A 17,093-nucleotide genomic window follows, 5' to 3' on the forward strand; every position below is an offset into this window, starting at 1 on the left:
TGATCATTAAGATTAGGATACTTTTCTTTCGCTTTTTCAAACCATCTTTGGAGTATCTTACTCCTTAGATGGTTTGTTTTCTATTCGTACTTATTAATTCATGAAACCTACAAGCTTTAAGAAACGTTCAATCATGATAGTTACTTCAGCTCTAGTTGCGTATGAAGAAGGTTCGATTGTATCTTCTGTTTTTCCACCAAGAATACCCGCTTGAGCAACAACTTGCATTGCTTCTCTTGCCCAGTCACTAATATTTGTATAATCAGAATACTTATGGCTTATTTCTATATTTTGATTTAATTTACTCTGTTCATATTGCACTAAGTTCATAGCTCGATAAATGATTGCAGCAGCCTGTTCTCGCGTAATGTGATCATTAGGTCTAAAAGTATTATCATCATACCCTTGAATAATTCCAGCTTCTACTGCAGCATTTAATTCATCTACATACCATTCTGAACCACTCACATCTGTAAAGTTAGCTGAATAATCTTTGGTGGTTTTTAAATCTAAACTTCTAACTAACATGGCTGCTAACTGAGCACGAGTCGTAACTTGATTGGGAGCAAACTCAGTTTCACTAATTCCATTGACTATATATTTACTTGCCAACTTTTCTATCGATTGTTGATACCAGCCATCAATATCTGTAAAAGAAACTGAGTTTTCTACGACCACATATTTACTATTTGAGTTACTCTTAATGATCGCTTCTTTTCCATCAAATATTGTTGGAATCGGTGTGAAAGTGCCATCATCATTTAATCGAACGGCTATTGATCGATTGGGGTCAAAATACTGTTCTCCAATAATGCTTCTCTCTACATATTGATTAAACTGATCTACTTTCACTTCATTATCTCTTGATGTTACCTTAATTTCAAATTCGTAAATTTCTGATGTCATATCAAGCTTATTCTGCTCATTAGTTAATTGGATATGACTCACTTTATTTATTTGTATTGAAACCTGAACACCCTCTGCACTAGTACCGCCTAATTGTCCAATTATCTGATCTAGTTGAATCTCTTCTATAGGAAGTTGATAAGAAACTTGATCAACAACCATTTCTAAAACCGCTTTTTCATTTTTATTTATCATTGCTTCAAAACTTTGTCCACTTAACTGAATATCCACTGCCTCTGATTCAATACTAGATAAGTCAATTATAAATTGATTCACTTCTTCCGCAGTATTTAAAGCCTCCTGTATCGCTTGATCATCGACTTGTACAATTTGTGTTATTACCCCTTCATCATTTTCTTTCGTTGTAATACTTTCTGAAACGTCTATATTTGTAGATTGCAGTTCAGCTTCTTCTCCCTGTAACTCTTCTTCTGTTTGTTTATTTGTGACTGTCTCGGGGTCTGATTCATCATTAGTAGGAAAGCCTCCACCACCAATCGGAGGATTACCGCCTCCGTTATCAGGAGAATCAGAATCACCATTTCCTGTATCTCCACCATCTGTATCTCCATCACCAGAGTTATCATTATCCTCTGATTCAATCATAAACTGTTGATCCATCATAACTACTTCATCTGTACTAACTTGAACCGATACAACATACTCATAAGTACCCAAAGATAAGTTTAATTCCTCAAGGGACTTCTCTGAACCCATGAAGTACCCTTGATATGAAGCTACTTCTTCTTTTCCTCCGTCATCATTGATTTTATTTATTGTAATTTTAGGGTAATATTCATCTTGTGATTCCCAAGAAAATATTTCGTATAAGTAGAAATCTCCTCTATAGAGGCTATATTCTGATTGCAGCATTTCATCTGAAATAGTTACCTCTACATTACTTTCTATTTCATTAGATAAAGTCAATGTTAAATTTGCATCTAACTCTACTAAATCTATTAAATCTGAAGACCAATTCCAAAGTATAAGATCTGATTCATTAGTTTCCCTTGAAGATATCATAAATCTATATTGATCAGGAGTAACAGATACAGTAATATCTGAACTCATCCAGTCTGCGAAGGAAGATAAGTAATAACCCTCTTCATTATAAATATTTAAACCATTAACTTCACCTTCCTCACTCTCAATGGTTACTTCCAAAGCATCATCAAATTGAGAAGTAAAGTCTAGTGGTGAATTATAATCTTCCATATAGATATCTTTAAATAAATAAAAACCTCTATCTCGTATATTACTGCCAGAATACCTTACATTCATTAAATTTGATTCGTCAGGGAACCATAATGAAAAGTTCTCTTCTAGATCATAATAATGAAAACTTAAACCTTCAAAGTTAAATGTCATTTCTTGTTCATCATATCCACTAAAAGTAGAAATATCTATTTGGTTCATGTTGTTACTCGTTAATTCAATTTCTTCTAAAGATAAAATCTGCTCCCCTGTCAAAGTATCCGTATAATAATAAAAAACAGAACTATTATTTTCATTTCTTAGTTGGAGAAGCATGTCTATTGAATAGCTCTCATGATTGTTTTGTAATTCTACAAACTCCATTAATTCATTAAAAGAATAAAACCATTCGTAAGTACCTTCATTGTCCAATGAACGAATGACTCCATCTTTAATATGTTCAAATTCATATTCTTCAAGTGTCACATCTACATTGTATATTGTAAATGAATCACTCAATACAATCGATTCATTTTCAGACAACGTAATGTCTAGTACATACTGGTATGTCCCGGATTCAAATTCAGAAATATCATGATTTTGGTACTTAAAGAACCTATTAGTTCTTTCATTTAATACCATATCACCTTTTTCATCCATAATTTTAATTTGTATATTTTCATTCCAATTCCATAAATTTTGTACTTTAAAATGGCTATTACTTAATATTGTTTCTACGTATAAAGTATTATCATTAACATCAATTTCTAACTCACCTGTGTAATCATCTGTAAGTGATAGAGTCATGTCCTCTGAAAAATTTAAAGTATCAGTTGCCACTCTCCAATCCTGACCTTCTTTATAATAACTTATGTGTATCTCGTCTGCTGGTCGATCCTGTGTAATTAAGAAACGATCGATATCTTTTTTTATACGCATACTAACTCTAGAACCGTCATCAAAAAGATCTATTTCCTCTATTACTTCCTCATTAGTTTTTTCTAATAAAACTTCTATCGTATTCTCATTTGAAAAATCAATAATAGAATCAAAATCTTCTTCTACAATATTTTCGGATAGTATAAAAGGCACATTATCACTATTATATCCTGTATAGTGAACTGTAATTTCGGTTAAATGATGTGGAACCCATACTTCTGCTACTCCTGTAAATTCATTAATCTCCGTCCCAATATCATCAAAGATAGGAGCAAAGTACCCTATTTCCTCTCCTGTAAATGAAAAAGAAATTGAAGGATCATCATCTCCTTGATTGATTTGTGCTTGAACCTTTTTTACATTTTCACCTGACAGTATAATACTTTCAAAGTTAAACAACTCTTCTCCAAGTACAGTACCTGTATAATAGTACAACATTTGCGAATCGTCATTAGCATGATTAAGCTTAACAACTAGATCTAATACATATTCTTCTTCATTTTTTAGTTCTTCAAGTTCCAGCAGCTCACTAAAAGTATGAAACCGATCATATAAATGATTATTATCTTTTGACCTAATTACCCCTTCATAAAGATAGTCAAATTCATAGTTCTCAGGTGGAGTTATAGGATCATAAAAAGTAAATGAATCTTCTACTATCATAAACTCTCTAGAAAAAAATGGGATTTTCATCTCATATGAATAAGTTCCTGATGGCAGTTCAGAAATATTATGAAATTGATAGGTATCTAACTGAAAAATTTCTTCCTTTAAAACCAAATCTCCTTCTGTATCCGTGATAGTAACTTCTATAGGATTATCTAAAAACCAAGTATCTATTACTTTAAAATGTTCATTATTAATGATTGTTTCTACGTACAGTGTTTTATCATTAACATCAAATTCTAACTCACCCTCATATCCATCTGAAAGTGATAAAGTAATGTCTTCTAATAAATTTATTTCTTCGGACAATAAATTCCATTCTTGATCTTCTTTACTAATCGAAACTTCTATCTCTTCTACCTTCTGATTCCGTGTAATTAAAAATCGATCCATACCTTCCTTTAAGTACATCCATACTTCAGAATTTGGATAAATAATTTTTATATCATCAATCGTTGTATTGTCACTTTCAAGTGGAATTTCTACTGTTTCTTCATCTTCAAAGTCAACTATTAAATTAGAGTTGTCTTCGAACTCAATATCTTTTGTTAATATGAAGGCAATATCCTCACTGTTATAACCAGTGTAATGAACAGAAAGTTGATTCAAATGATATGGTAACCATAACTCCTCTGCTCTTTCCTCATCATCAAATATATGTCCTCTAACATTATCAAATACCTCATAATTTCCATTATCTGTTTCTACGGGAATAGAGAAATAAATAAAAGGTGATTGATCCTCTGGATTTATTTGTGCCCGTACAATTCTTAAATCCTCATCTGGAAGCGAAATTTTTTCCTCAGAATATAGGTCTTCTCCTGTTATAGTATCTTGATAAAAATATAAAACGCTCGAATCATCTTCTATATTTTTAAGCTGAAGAAGCATACTAACCGTATAATTTTCTTCATCTTGAAATCTTTCCCTGTCCTCCCATAGATCAACAAAAGAATAAAAAGGATAAGACGAACGTTCTGAAACAATTTCTCCTTCGATTAATTGTTCAATTTCATAATTTTCTGGAGGTAATACTGGATTGAATATTGTAAGATAAAAGAAATCTTCTAATATAATAGATTCGTTAGCTGCAACTGGAATTTCAATCTCATAATAATATCTCCCTGAGGAAAGAGAAGAAACATCATGTATAAAAGTTTCATCTGGAGATATGGAATCATTTTCAAATGTTTCCGTTAAGACAGGATTTCTTCCTGAATCTTTAATGGTAATTTGTATAGGTTGCTGTAAACCACTTATACTTATGAAATTAAAATCATAATTTGTTAATTCATACATTTTTACATATAGTGAGTTATCTTCTTCTAAGGTGTATTGAAAATTACCTCTAATATTATCTTGGAGGGACAAATATCTATCATTATTTAAATAACGTTTTCCGGTTTCCACATACCATGTTATATTATCCTTATAATAAACTGCATGAATATTTTTCCATTGATTTGATGTGGTTAATAACTTTTCAATATATTGATCAATATCTAAAATTACTTTTGAATTTAAATATTCAATCCCTATTTCTTGTATAAATTCATTATCACTTTCAAATGTAACCTCTTTTATTTCCTCATCTTCAAAATTGATATAAAAATTAGTATCTTCTTCTATCACAATTTCTTTATTGAATATAAAAGGAGTGCTCTCACTTTTATAACCAGAATAGTTAATAATTATTGATCCATTTAAATTGCTAGGTATCCATATTTCTGCTATATCTATCTCAGAGTTTTCTCCATACATATAATAAAAGTTATAATCAGTTTCAAGGTATCCATACTCCGTAGGGATAGCAAAATAAACAGATGGATCTGTATCCTCTAAATTGATTTGTGTCTGCATCTTTTTCACATTATCTGAGTAATCAATATTGTCTAAAGTCAATATTTCATTTCCAATTAAAACATCTGTAAAGTAATACGTAATAAATGATTCATCATTCGTGTTTTTGAGTTGAAGAAGCATATCTAAGTAGTAGGTTTCTTCACTCTGTAACCCATCTAAGTTTAATAAATCTTCAAAGGAGTAAATCAATTCGAAGATGTCATCATTGTTTGTTGATCCAACTGACCCCTTTATTAGTTGTACAAACTCGTATCCAACAGGTAATCCACGCACATATGACTCATTATCACCAATTTCAGATTCTTTAAGGTTTACAAGTAAAGTATCTTCAAAATTAAAGGTAATCATTTCAGGTTCATTAGGATCTAAGTCGTTTGCATTTACTTCACTCACAACATGAAAAGCTTGTCCTGCATCTTCATCTATGTAACCCTCATATATGAAGTGAAAACGCTGAATTTGATTGGATACCCAAAATTGCATTTCTGAGCTATCAACATCACCAATGAATGAAACATAATCAGTATCATCAGTAAAAGAGAGTTTACCATCTTCTCCAAATTCAGTATAAACTATTACTTTATTAACAGTAGATTCATATAAATTTATATACTCTATTACATGAGACTCAGACTCAGAAAAATCCTGTTTATACACATATATTATGCTATCTCCTGAATCGTTAATTAATTTAAAGGAAAGATTTAGCTGAAATGGTTCATTTGCAGCCCATTCTAAATCATTTAACTCTGAAAGTTCTATTTCATTCCATGCTGAAAGCCCAGACATTTTTATCATTCCATCAATAAAACTCACATCATAACCAACTGGAAATATAACTTCAATACCATCAATAATTTGACCCTGATATTCTTCTTTCTCACTTAATAATTCAAACTCTTCTGTACCAGGAGCATTTCCTTGTACTTCTTGATCTTCTTTACCATTCGGATCATCAACAATTTCTAATTCAGTTTCTACTATCTCTTTTGCATATTCTGTATCAGAGGATTCTATCTCTGTTTCAGAATTCCCATTTCCCTTTAGATCTTCCTCAATCGGAATCTCCTCTTGAATTGGCTCATCATTTTCTCCATCATCTACATTTATGATTTCCGTTTGTAAGCTTTGTACATTCTCCTCATTCTCAGCTTGTACTACTGCTGTAGGAAATGCAGAAGTAAAAATAAGCACCATCACTAATAAGGACATCAAAAACATCTTATAACTAGAATTAGCCATGAACTCAACTCCATCTTATTTTTTCATATATTAAAACATATAATACAATATACTTCAAAAAAAATCCTTAGTTTTTAGTATATTCCTTCTATAGGACACAAGTACTACTAAAGTTAAATATTGGAATTTGATTTTTGCTACTCAAAAAAAGGTATATGCTTTCATTATAAAAGCAATATACCTTTATTAGGTTAGACTCTTATTTCATTAAAGATGATAAGCTACTTTAACAAATTAAACTCAAGCATGAGAAATCCGCGGCATAGGCATCGATTCTTTTCCTAACTCTGCCCAAATATACTTCATAAACAGCTCTCTTTTTAATGTTTCGTACTCAGGGTCATTCCATAAGTTATTAAACTCATTCGGATCTTCTTCCAGATCAAACAGTTCACCATACGTTTGGTTATAATACACGGTCATTTTATATCTTTCATTTACATACGTCTTTTGATGAATTGTAGTAGGTTCATGACGAAACTCACAGATGACATGATCTCTAGCTGATGACTTTTTGCCCAGCCAAACCTCTTTTTGATTTACTCCTGTCATTGCATAAGGTACAGGAAGTTCAGCAAAGTTTAAGAACGTTGGTGCAAGATCAACCAGCGAAACTAAAGCCTCAGAAACTTCACCTGCTGAAACTTTTCCAGGGTAACGTACAACAAATGGCAGTTTAATTAAATCCTCATAATGGAATCCACCTTTATACTGCAAGCCATGTTGACCAAAGAAATGACCGTGATCACTCGTAAACACAACCAATGTTTCGTCTGCAATCCCTAATTCATCTAACTTGTCTAGAATTTTACCGATGTATTTATCCATCATACTAACCATACCGTAGTAGGTAGAAGTAAGTTTTTTATGATCCTCTTCATTCACATCCAAATGACTATGATAACCATGAATTCCTTTGCCTGTTTCCATATAAGATGAAAAGTCAGGATTTTTCTGTTGTGTTTTTTGAAAGTGAGGTGGATTTTTATCATGTTCACCGGGTTTACCCTTAGGAATGGTCAGCTTATCAGGATCATACATCGTATCCCAAGGCTCCGACACATAATAAGGTGGGTGTGGGTCCGGAAAACTTGCCCACAAAAAGAAATTTTCATCATTCTCTACATACTCTTCTAATAGCGCATTTGTACGCTCTGAAATCCATGTATTATAGTGATATTTTTCTGGAAGCTGCCACTTATATTTGATAATATCTTCATCCCCATCATCTCCATCAGATTGCACCTCTGGCGGTAATGGGGTCTTCATATTCCCTGTTGGCTTTGCGAAATAATCACGCCAGTTATGACATCCATTTTCCTCTAACCATAATACATAATGCTGTCCAACTAATGGATCATTCGTATGATTTCGAGCAAGCTCAACATGTTCAAAACCATAAAAGGTTTCATCGTAATTTTTCCAAAAATCTAAATCTGCATTTTTTCCATACGATTCAAGAGATGGAAACTCCTCCGTATCATGGATAGGATGGAAATGTGCCTTCCCAACTAATGCTGTTCGATAACCAATTTTTAAAAAGTCTTCACCTACGGTATGACGATCCTCTAAAAGTTTAGTGCCTAATGTCCAAGCTCCGTGCTGACTTGGATACATGCCTGTTATAATAGATGATCTTGATGGTGTACAAGTTGGATTAGGACAATAAGCTCGTTTGAACATTGTGCCTTCATTTACTAAACGATCCAAGTTAGGTGTTTTGATTTCAGCATTAAAGGCACCGATCGTATTAAAATGCTGCTGGTCACTAGTAATAAATAAAATGTTAGGTTTTTTCATTCTAATTCTCCTCCTACTTGATTTCTCACTTAAATTCATCATTTATTTCCCGCGGAATAAAATGAACCTAAGACCATCACTTTTGAAGACAGTCTGCTGCGATACGAAATCCACAATTGCTTGTTGAGCTGTCAGGTGTATTGGAGCTTCTAGCCGCAACGCGATAGCGATTACAATAAGATCGATGACACAAAAACGAACCACCACGCATAGATCTTTTCCCTGTTACTTTCATATATTGTGGATTAATATGATTCGTTGTGTGATGATAATTTTGAGAAAACCAATCACTACACCATTCCCACACATTACCGGACATATTGTAAAGTCCATATCCATTCGGTTTATAAACATCTACAGGGGATGTACCGATATAACCATCACTAGCATGATTTACCTTTGGGAATTTTCCCTGCCAAATATTACATTGATGCTCTCCATTTGGTTTAAGCTGATCCCCCCAAGGATATGTCCTCTGTTCTAAGCCCCCTCGGGCAGCATATTCCCATTCTGCCTCTGTAGGCAGCCTAGTTCCTGACCAACTGCAATATGCTTTCGCATCATGCCAGGATATATGCACTACTGGATGATGAAGACGATGTTCAACAGAGCTTCTTGGTCCTTCAGGTTCCTTCCAACAAGCACCCTCTACTGGCAACCACCAGGGTGTGTCTTGCGAAGTGGCTTTGATTCCACTTTTTATTTCATCAGAAGCTAATAAATGAAACACATAAGACCAACCAAACTTTTCAGCCTCAGTTACATACCCTGTTGATTTAACAAAGATAGCAAACTCATCATTTGTTACCGCATATGGAGAAATATAAAAGGATTTTAAAGATACATTCCGCACAGGGCCTTCCCCATCCTCAGGGAATCCTTCGCGACTATCCGTTCCCATTAAAAACGAACCACCTTCTATATAAATTAGTGAGTTATTGATCTGCTCATTTGATTTAGTAGATTGCTGATTATTTGTTATTTGAGACGAGATATTCTCATTCGTAATTCTGCTCGCTGCACAACATGTTTTGATTCCCTTTTCCGTGGACACTCTATCCCCTACCTTCATCCATATACTGCAATACCGATTAATCCTGAAATTAAAATCACATATACAGGGTGAATTTTAAAATATATTAAAGCAACAAGGGAAGCCCCATAGATAACAAGCAAACTCATTGTATAAAAAGAGAAGGAAGTTACCAAACCATTATTTACAGCAAATAAGATAGCCGCATAAACAATTAAACCGGTAATAATAGCACGTAAGCCATAAAGTGCGGACTTCACCATGATGTTCTTTTGAACTTTATAAAAAATGGCTCCGACCATTAAAATAATGATCAACGAAGGTAAGATCATGCCAACTGCTGAGACTACGGCTCCCCATACCCCCATTTGGTTATAACCTATAAAAATTGCACTGTTTGTTGCGATTGGACCAGGAGACATCCCTGCAACTGCGATCACATCCGTGAACTCCTGTATAGACATCCACTGATGTTGGACGACGATCTCCTCTTGTATGAGTGGAATCATCGCATATCCTCCACCGAAGGAAACTATGCCAATCGTAAAAAATGTCACAAATAATTCCCACATCAATTAACATCGCCCCTCCTAAATTCCGTCACCTATATAATAATCTGTATACTTGTATCTCTGCTGTTCTTCTTTTTCAAAATGAATCCTTTTTCCTCTTTTTTGCTTGATTAGTATGATGCCAATACCAATAATGCCTCCAAATAGGATGAGTGCAATGGGATGAATATGCACAAAATACATCGTGACGACCGTCAATATAGCTAATACCACCGTAGATTTATCAATGATGGATATTTTGCCGATTTTAATGGCTGCATAAGTAATCAGAGCTACAATGGTCGCTCGAATGGCAATAAAAGCAGCTTCCACCTTGGGATGGTTTTGAACCCGCAAAAAGAAAATGCTTAACACAATTACAATCATAAAAGTAGGCAGCATCACCCCTGCCATGGCAGCAATCGCACCGGGTATTCCTGCTAGTCTGTAACCGATAAAGGTCGCGGTATTAATCGCTATGGCTCCAGGAACGGATTCTGCTACCGCAAAAATATCTGTAATATCTTGAGTTTTAACCCATTTTCGTCTTTCTACAACCTCTCTTTCTATAAGAGGGATCATGGCGTAACCCCCACCAAAGGTAACGGGTCCTATTTTTAGAAATGTAATAAAAATTTGTGCTATTAATTTCATTTTATTTGAATGAAAAAACATGAAATCACTTCCATCTCATAATGGTAAGCATCTGATGAAACTTCGCTGTCAATCCTATCTTCCACAGCATTTTTTAAACTTAAGACCACTCCCACAAAAACAAGACTCATTGCGGGCTGGAAGTGAATGTCCTGATTCAACCCAATCATGTTTCCATTCCTGACGTATCTTTTGTGCTAGCGATGATAGCTTTTCTTGGCTGTGTGCATAAAGCTGTCTATAACTAGTACAAAAATAATCAGGATTTGTGATCTTTCCACTAATCCAGCGGCGATTCCTTGGACATCCACCATGACATAAAGATAAATACTCACATGATCGACATGTTTCTGGCAGTGTACTCTTCAAGTCCAAAAATTCTGCATACTTAGGGTGTGTTAAAATCGCAGAAAGCGAATCCTCATCCACATTGCCTAATTTAAAAGATTCATGCATATAAAAATCACACGGATACACATCACCATTACTTTCTATAACTAGGGTTTTAGGACAAGACTCTTGATGTATACATAACTCTGGTGGATGATTCATGTGATGTGTTAATAAGTTGTCAAAAACCCTTATGGACGTCTTTGGTTGCCCTTCTTTAATCCATATATCAAATGCATCACACAAGAAATTCCCATAAGATGCTGGAGAAATAAAATAGTCAACTGTATTACTGTTATCCTGAGCTTTAAAATTCATGGCAGGAATCCATTGAACATAAGTGAAATGTTCTTGTTCATAAAACTGCATAAGTTGATCTGCTAGCTGAACATTTTCTTCATGTATTACTGTTAAAATATTAAAGTCCACCTCGTATTTACGAAGCCAATCTATTCCTCTCATAACAGCTTCGTAGCTTCCAGCACCAGAGCTGTAAGTTCTATGACGATCATGGATTTCAGGGGGACCGTCTATGCTCACACCAACCAAGAAGTTATATTGTTTAAAAAACCTCGCCCACTGTTCATTAATTAAAGTACCATTCGTTTGAATCACATTATTAATAGAGGTATGAGGAGGAGCAAATGCGACCTGCATTTCAACTACATCATAGAAAAAATCGAGACCTGCTAATAAAGGTTCTCCCCCTTGCCACGCAAAAGATGCAACTTTGTTAACACCTTTCATATATTGCTTTATGAACTTCTGTAATAGATGGGTTTGAATTTTAACCTCTTCTGCCTTCATTCCATTGCAGCCATTAAAGTAACAATAATCACATGCTAAGTTGCAGTAGTTAGAAACTGTTTTCCACATCACATTTAATCCATGACGTTCGTTTACTGTTAAGTCACAACTCATCTATACACACCTCTTTTACTTAAAAAGTGTAAATGTTCTTTTTGAATGCAATACTTGCCGCAGCAATCACTCCAGCATCATCTCTAAAAGATGATCTAACTACAGAAGTTTGACGATTTGTTAATTTAGATTGATCCACGTATTTTTGGGTTTCAGTTAAAATCGGAGAGTTATCAAATATAAGCTGCCCTCCTAAAATGACTTTTTCCACATAGATCATATGAATAAAGGAAGAAATTACAGTTCCTAAATATTGCCCATATTTAGTTAATACATGAATGCAATCCTCATCATTATTTTTTAATTTTTCAATAATAGCTGCAATGGATGAACAATTCAGCTCTTCTAAAGCTAGTTTTTCAGATACATATTGTTCAATGCATCCCCTTTGACCACATTTGCACGGTTTTCCATTAGGCATATAAACCATGTGACCTAATTGATTTCCTAAACTAGCTTCATTACTATACACTTGACCATTGATCGTAAGTCCTGAACCAATGCCTTGACCTATATAAACTACAAGAAAATGCTTGCTGTCCTTATAAGAACCAAACATTCTCTCAGCAATGGTCATCGCTCTTACATGATGATCCATATACACTGGCAAATGAAATTGTCGTTCTAACTGTTTAACTAATGCTAACCTTCTATCATCCTTCATTAAGCCATAAGTAACAACACCAATGGATACAGCAGTTATCTCTGCATTTTTTTGTATATATTCCATGATTTTATTTATTTTAAAATCTAATAATTGATTGCCGGCCATATTTGCTGAGAATGGAATATTTTCTACTTTCACTGCTTTTCCTTTTAGGTTTGCAAATCCAATCTCCATTCTATCCATTCGAATGTGTATACCAAGGGTCCAATGAGTAGGGTTTAGATCAAGAATAATCGACTTAGGTCCTTTTCTAACCACTTTGCTTTCTGCAGTCCCTACTTCAACAATTAATTGTTCATTTATTAGCTCATTTGTTAAATTCGTAATGGTTGCCGCCGTTAAATTTGTTAAAGCAGCTAGCTTTTTTCTAGTTGTCTGACCATTTGTTAAGAGTAAATTTAAAATTAGAGATTTGTTTGATTGTTTCATTTTGAATTGAACTGAATTGTTGTTTAAAATTTTTCCAATCACCTACCTAATAATTAATTTATTGGTTTAATTAATTATTGATCGTGGCTATGCTTATATCTTAGTGTATATAAACCGATTACATAAGACGAAAATTTTATACCCCTTACTACACCCAAAAAAGTGATACAAATTTAATAGGATTCTAATGGTTTCTTAACACATTTGTTACAAATAAGTTTTAAGTCATGTAGATTTAGATATTAAACGAGTTATTTTAGTTTTTTAGGTAAAGTGTTTTTCGTCAAAAATTATATGACTTTTTTAAATCCCTGTCTTAATTTTAGGATAGGGTTATTTGAGGTTTTAAAGTTGACATGAAATTATATCGACAATATAATGTTAATAACACATTACTGTTAATGACAGTTTAATGTTATTAACATCTATTCTATTAACGTTATGATCAAAGTATTTTAAGTTTAACTAAGGAGGTACGATGTTTAATGAAACATACAGGAAGACATACAGGTGCATTCCTTTTGTTGTTTTTAACAGAGGGAGATAGCTATGGAGGGAAACTTCTACAGAAATGTGAGGAAGAGCTTCCCGTCAATCCGATTGATAGTGCAATTATTTATCGCACACTAAAAAAATTAGAGATAGAAGGTGCTGTCGAGTCTTATTTGGATACATCTGATCAAGATAAGCTGATAAAGATGTACAAGATTACTGAAGTTGGAAAAAGAAAATTAGAAGATTTTCACGTAGATATTGAAGCGAAGATAAAAAATTTATCATTCTTTTCAAACAAATATAATGAATGGAAAAAGGAGTACTAATCATGATTAATGGTGCTATTCTTTATATTATAGCTATCATTTTACTAGTATTTCTTTTATAAAAAATAAAAATAAAACAAAAGCTGCTTTATTAAAGTCATGGAAGATGTTTAGAAATATTATGTATATTGGATATGCTGTTTCTACTCCCTCCAGTCTTAATATTCGTAGGTTTATTAGACAAATGGGTGGAGAAAGACACAATAATTAAATATATGGGAAAAAATTCTGGCTTCTATGGTACCTTGTTCGCTTTATTATTAGGAGTAATTGCAGCTGGTCCCCTATACGTAGCGTTTCCCATTGCAGTACTTTTTCTAAAAAAAGGAGTAAGTTTGCGGTATATTGTATTTTTTTTAGGAGTTTGGTCAACTGCAAAATTACCAGTTGTTGTATATGAATTGTCTTCATTCGGTGTTAAGTTTACGCTTATTCATATTTGTTTTGGTCTACTTTTTTCCTATTTTTTGGGTGTTATTTTTGAAAAAATTTATGATCAACGGCAATTGTTGAAATATGATATAACAGAAGAAATTTAAATGAAGAAAATAATAGTTTTATCCTTTTAATTCAGAGTTAAATAGAATTTATAGTATTTTTCTAAATTATAGGTGGCATATATAAAAGAGTCTTATTAAAATGATCTTGATGATTGGGAGGAATTGAACTATGACTTCAGAAAACCATGTTCTCACGCAAAAACAAATAGCAGAGTCATTTTCTAATGGTAATTTCGAGCCTACTTTTCCATTTCTAGCAAAAATAATTGAATGGAATATCATTGGTGACAAAACCTTAGTAGGTAGGGAAGCTGTAATAGAAGAATGCAAGCAAACTTCAAATTATTTCAAAACTATAACCACTAATTTCACTACATTGAATGTAATTTCCGAAAAGAATTGCGTTGCTGTAAATGGAACAGCTGAATTTATTCGCAATGGTGAACAATTATCTTTTGTTTCAGCCTGTGATGTCTATATTTTTAATGATAAAAATGAACTTCAAAGAATTGATTCTTATTGTATCAAATAATACACTTTGCTCTCTCCTGAATGAACCACCGAAATAATGTGCGCATATGTTCATACAACAAAATCACCAGTCCATAAATGAACTGGTGTTGATTGTGACTTAAACTACCCATTTGCAATAATATGCTCATAATTGGTTTTATCTGTTGTTTTCACTAACTTAACTAGCAGTTCTTTAGCCGCTTCGTAATCATCTATATGTAGAATAGAAGAAGATGTATGAACATACCTTGAACATACTCCAATAACTGCTGATGGAACCCCGATCCCATGCAACTGAATTTTTTCTGCATCCGTAGTTCCTGGTGCTACAAAATATTGGTAAGGAATATGGTTAGACTCCGCTGTGTCTAGTATAAATTCCTTTATGCCTTGGTGTGTGATCATATGTTTTCCTAAAATACGTAACAATGTACCTTTTCCAAGCTGACCAAACTGGCTTTTATCTCCTGTTGTGTCGTTTGCAGGACTGGCATCTAACCCATAACAAATATCAGGCTGAATCAAGTTAGCAGACGCCACTGCCCCAGCTTTTCTACGTTCCTCTTGGACAACTGCGCCTGAAAATAAAATATTTGGCAATTGTTCTGTATGTACTTCTTTTAGTAATTCAACAGCTAAACCTACACCATATCGATTGTCCCATGCTTTTGCTAATATTTTTTTCGGATTGGATAACACTTCAAACGATCCCACAGGTACAATTTGTAGTCCAGGTTGAATCCCCATATTTTCTGCATCTTGACGATCATCGGCACCTATATCAATAAACATTTGACTTATCTCTGCTGGTTTAACACGCTGTGCTTCACTTAACAAATGAGGAGGTGTGGAACCTATAACACCGATGATAGGTCCTTTTTTTGTTATAATCTGTACACGTTGGGCTAGCAGTACTTGACTCCACCATTTCCCTAACGGTTCAAAACGGATCATTCCATTATCCGTTATTTTGGTCACCATAAAACCCACCTCATCTAAATGTCCAGTCACCATTACTCTTGGACCTTGCTCATCTCCTCTTACAACCCCAAAAATACTGCCAAAACGATCCTGAATAATTTCATTTGTATATTTCTCCAGCTCAGATCTAACGAATTTGCCTATATCTTTTTCAAACCCTGGTGCTGCTGGTATTTCCGTTAATGTTTTAAACAGCTTTAAAGTATCTTCATTCATTTTTATCACTCCTAAACTTTATTACTTGTATTCTATTTTATCTTAAGTTAAGCGCTTTCTCCATTGAAAATTACTTATACACACGATAAGTATTCTAATTTTGGTGAATTCTTGTTGCAATATATATTTAAAACTGATAAAATACTACCAAACGGTAGGTAGTAAACAAGGGAGTTATTCAATCATGAGAAAAAATAAAATATTGCAAGAGTCATTAGCTTTATTTGCCAACAAGGGTTATTTTGAAACAAGTATGGAAGATATTGCAAAAGCTGTGGGAATAAAAAAAGCTTCTTTATACTCTCACTTTTCTGGGAAGGAGGACATATTCTCAGCCGTATTTAACCATATTTTGATCGATTATTCAACCTTTATAAACGAATTAACAACTTTTAAAGAAAATGTGGATGTACAAGAGAAACTAAATATCATTTTTACTCGTTATATTAAAAACTGTAGAAATAATGCTCAGATGGATTTTTGGGATCGATACTTCTATTACCCACCAGAATATCTTAAAGAGTATATTCATGAAAAGACAGATGAAACAGAAAAGGAACTTACAAAAAAGGTTGCAGCAATCATTGAAGAAGGCATTGAAAAAAAACAATTTAAAAACAAAGATGCTTCTGAAGTTGCATTAGCTTATTACTACATGATGATTGGTTTTGCAATGAGCATCAAGTTTTACGATGAAAGAGACATTGAACGTGATTTATCAAGCTGCTTTAATGCATTTTTAGATGGGATCAAAATTTAAACCTTAATCAATATGACTACTACAATACTTGCATTCCATACTATCGG

Annotated in this window: 11 protein-coding genes and 1 pseudogene; 4 read left to right on the top strand and 8 right to left on the bottom strand. The window is 33.5% G+C overall.

Features of this window, described 5'->3' with window-relative positions; translation table 11 throughout:
* Positions 1-93: 93 nt before the first annotated feature.
* From Q5Y73_RS11915 to Q5Y73_RS11945, 7 genes are all read right to left on the bottom strand, one after another.
* The gene (locus tag Q5Y73_RS11915) at positions 94-6,810 is read right to left on the bottom strand and encodes an S-layer homology domain-containing protein (RefSeq protein WP_305992120.1); all 6,717 of its coding nucleotides are present in this window, start codon (positions 6,808-6,810) and stop codon (positions 94-96) included.
* 240 nt (positions 6,811-7,050) lie between these two features.
* The gene (locus Q5Y73_RS11920; RefSeq protein WP_305992121.1) at positions 7,051-8,610 is read right to left on the bottom strand and encodes a sulfatase family protein; all 1,560 of its coding nucleotides are present in this window, start codon (positions 8,608-8,610) and stop codon (positions 7,051-7,053) included.
* Positions 8,611-8,686: 76 nt separating this feature from the next.
* Positions 8,687-9,682 carry a formylglycine-generating enzyme family protein gene (locus tag Q5Y73_RS11925; RefSeq protein WP_503366721.1) on the bottom strand — a complete coding sequence of 332 codons (996 nt, stop codon included), beginning with the start codon at positions 9,680-9,682 and terminating at the stop codon, positions 8,687-8,689.
* Positions 9,679-10,215: a chromate transporter gene (locus tag Q5Y73_RS11930; RefSeq protein ID WP_305992176.1), complete on the bottom strand. Its 537-nt coding sequence runs from the start codon at positions 10,213-10,215 to the stop codon at positions 9,679-9,681. Before Q5Y73_RS11930 ends, Q5Y73_RS11925 begins: the two co-directional genes overlap by 4 nt.
* Positions 10,216-10,233: 18 nt before the next feature.
* Positions 10,234-10,869 (bottom strand): chromate transporter, encoded by a 636-nt coding sequence (locus Q5Y73_RS11935; protein ID WP_305992123.1) that lies wholly within the window; start codon positions 10,867-10,869, stop codon positions 10,234-10,236.
* A 54-nt stretch (positions 10,870-10,923) separates the two neighbouring features.
* Complete coding sequence (locus tag Q5Y73_RS11940) at positions 10,924-12,159, bottom strand: anaerobic sulfatase maturase (RefSeq protein WP_305992124.1); 1,236 nt, start codon at positions 12,157-12,159, stop codon at positions 10,924-10,926.
* Positions 12,160-12,178: 19 nt separating this feature from the next.
* Positions 12,179-13,297, bottom strand: coding sequence for an ROK family protein (locus Q5Y73_RS11945; RefSeq protein ID WP_305992125.1), 1,119 nt, complete (start codon positions 13,295-13,297; stop codon positions 12,179-12,181).
* Between the two features lie 443 nt (positions 13,298-13,740).
* Here Q5Y73_RS11945 and Q5Y73_RS11950 point away from each other — a divergent pair, with 443 nt between their 5' ends.
* The 3 genes and pseudogenes from Q5Y73_RS11950 (at position 13,741) to Q5Y73_RS11960 (ending at position 15,108) form a co-directional block, all read left to right on the top strand.
* A complete protein-coding gene (locus Q5Y73_RS11950; RefSeq protein ID WP_305992126.1) occupies positions 13,741-14,076 on the top strand; it encodes a PadR family transcriptional regulator in 336 nt (111 codons plus the stop codon).
* A gap of 125 nt (positions 14,077-14,201) precedes the next feature.
* Positions 14,202-14,615, top strand: a pseudogene (locus Q5Y73_RS11955) (permease); the annotation flags it as partial.
* A gap of 130 nt (positions 14,616-14,745) precedes the next feature.
* A complete protein-coding gene (locus tag Q5Y73_RS11960; RefSeq protein ID WP_305992127.1) occupies positions 14,746-15,108 on the top strand; it encodes a nuclear transport factor 2-like protein in 363 nt (120 codons plus the stop codon).
* 104 nt (positions 15,109-15,212) lie between these two features.
* Here the strand turns inward: Q5Y73_RS11960 and Q5Y73_RS11965 are convergent, their stop codons facing one another.
* Positions 15,213-16,286, bottom strand: a complete 1,074-nt coding sequence (locus Q5Y73_RS11965) for a M42 family metallopeptidase (RefSeq protein ID WP_305992128.1) — start codon at positions 16,284-16,286, stop codon at positions 15,213-15,215.
* Between the two features lie 184 nt (positions 16,287-16,470).
* Between Q5Y73_RS11965 and Q5Y73_RS11970 the strand changes: the two genes are divergently transcribed.
* Positions 16,471-17,046, top strand: a complete 576-nt coding sequence (locus tag Q5Y73_RS11970) for a TetR/AcrR family transcriptional regulator (protein WP_305992129.1) — start codon at positions 16,471-16,473, stop codon at positions 17,044-17,046.
* Positions 17,047-17,093: the final 47 nt, after the last annotated feature.

This window comes from Chengkuizengella axinellae, from assembly GCF_030730905.1.
GTDB lineage: Bacteria > Bacillota > Bacilli > Paenibacillales > KCTC-33759 > Chengkuizengella > Chengkuizengella axinellae.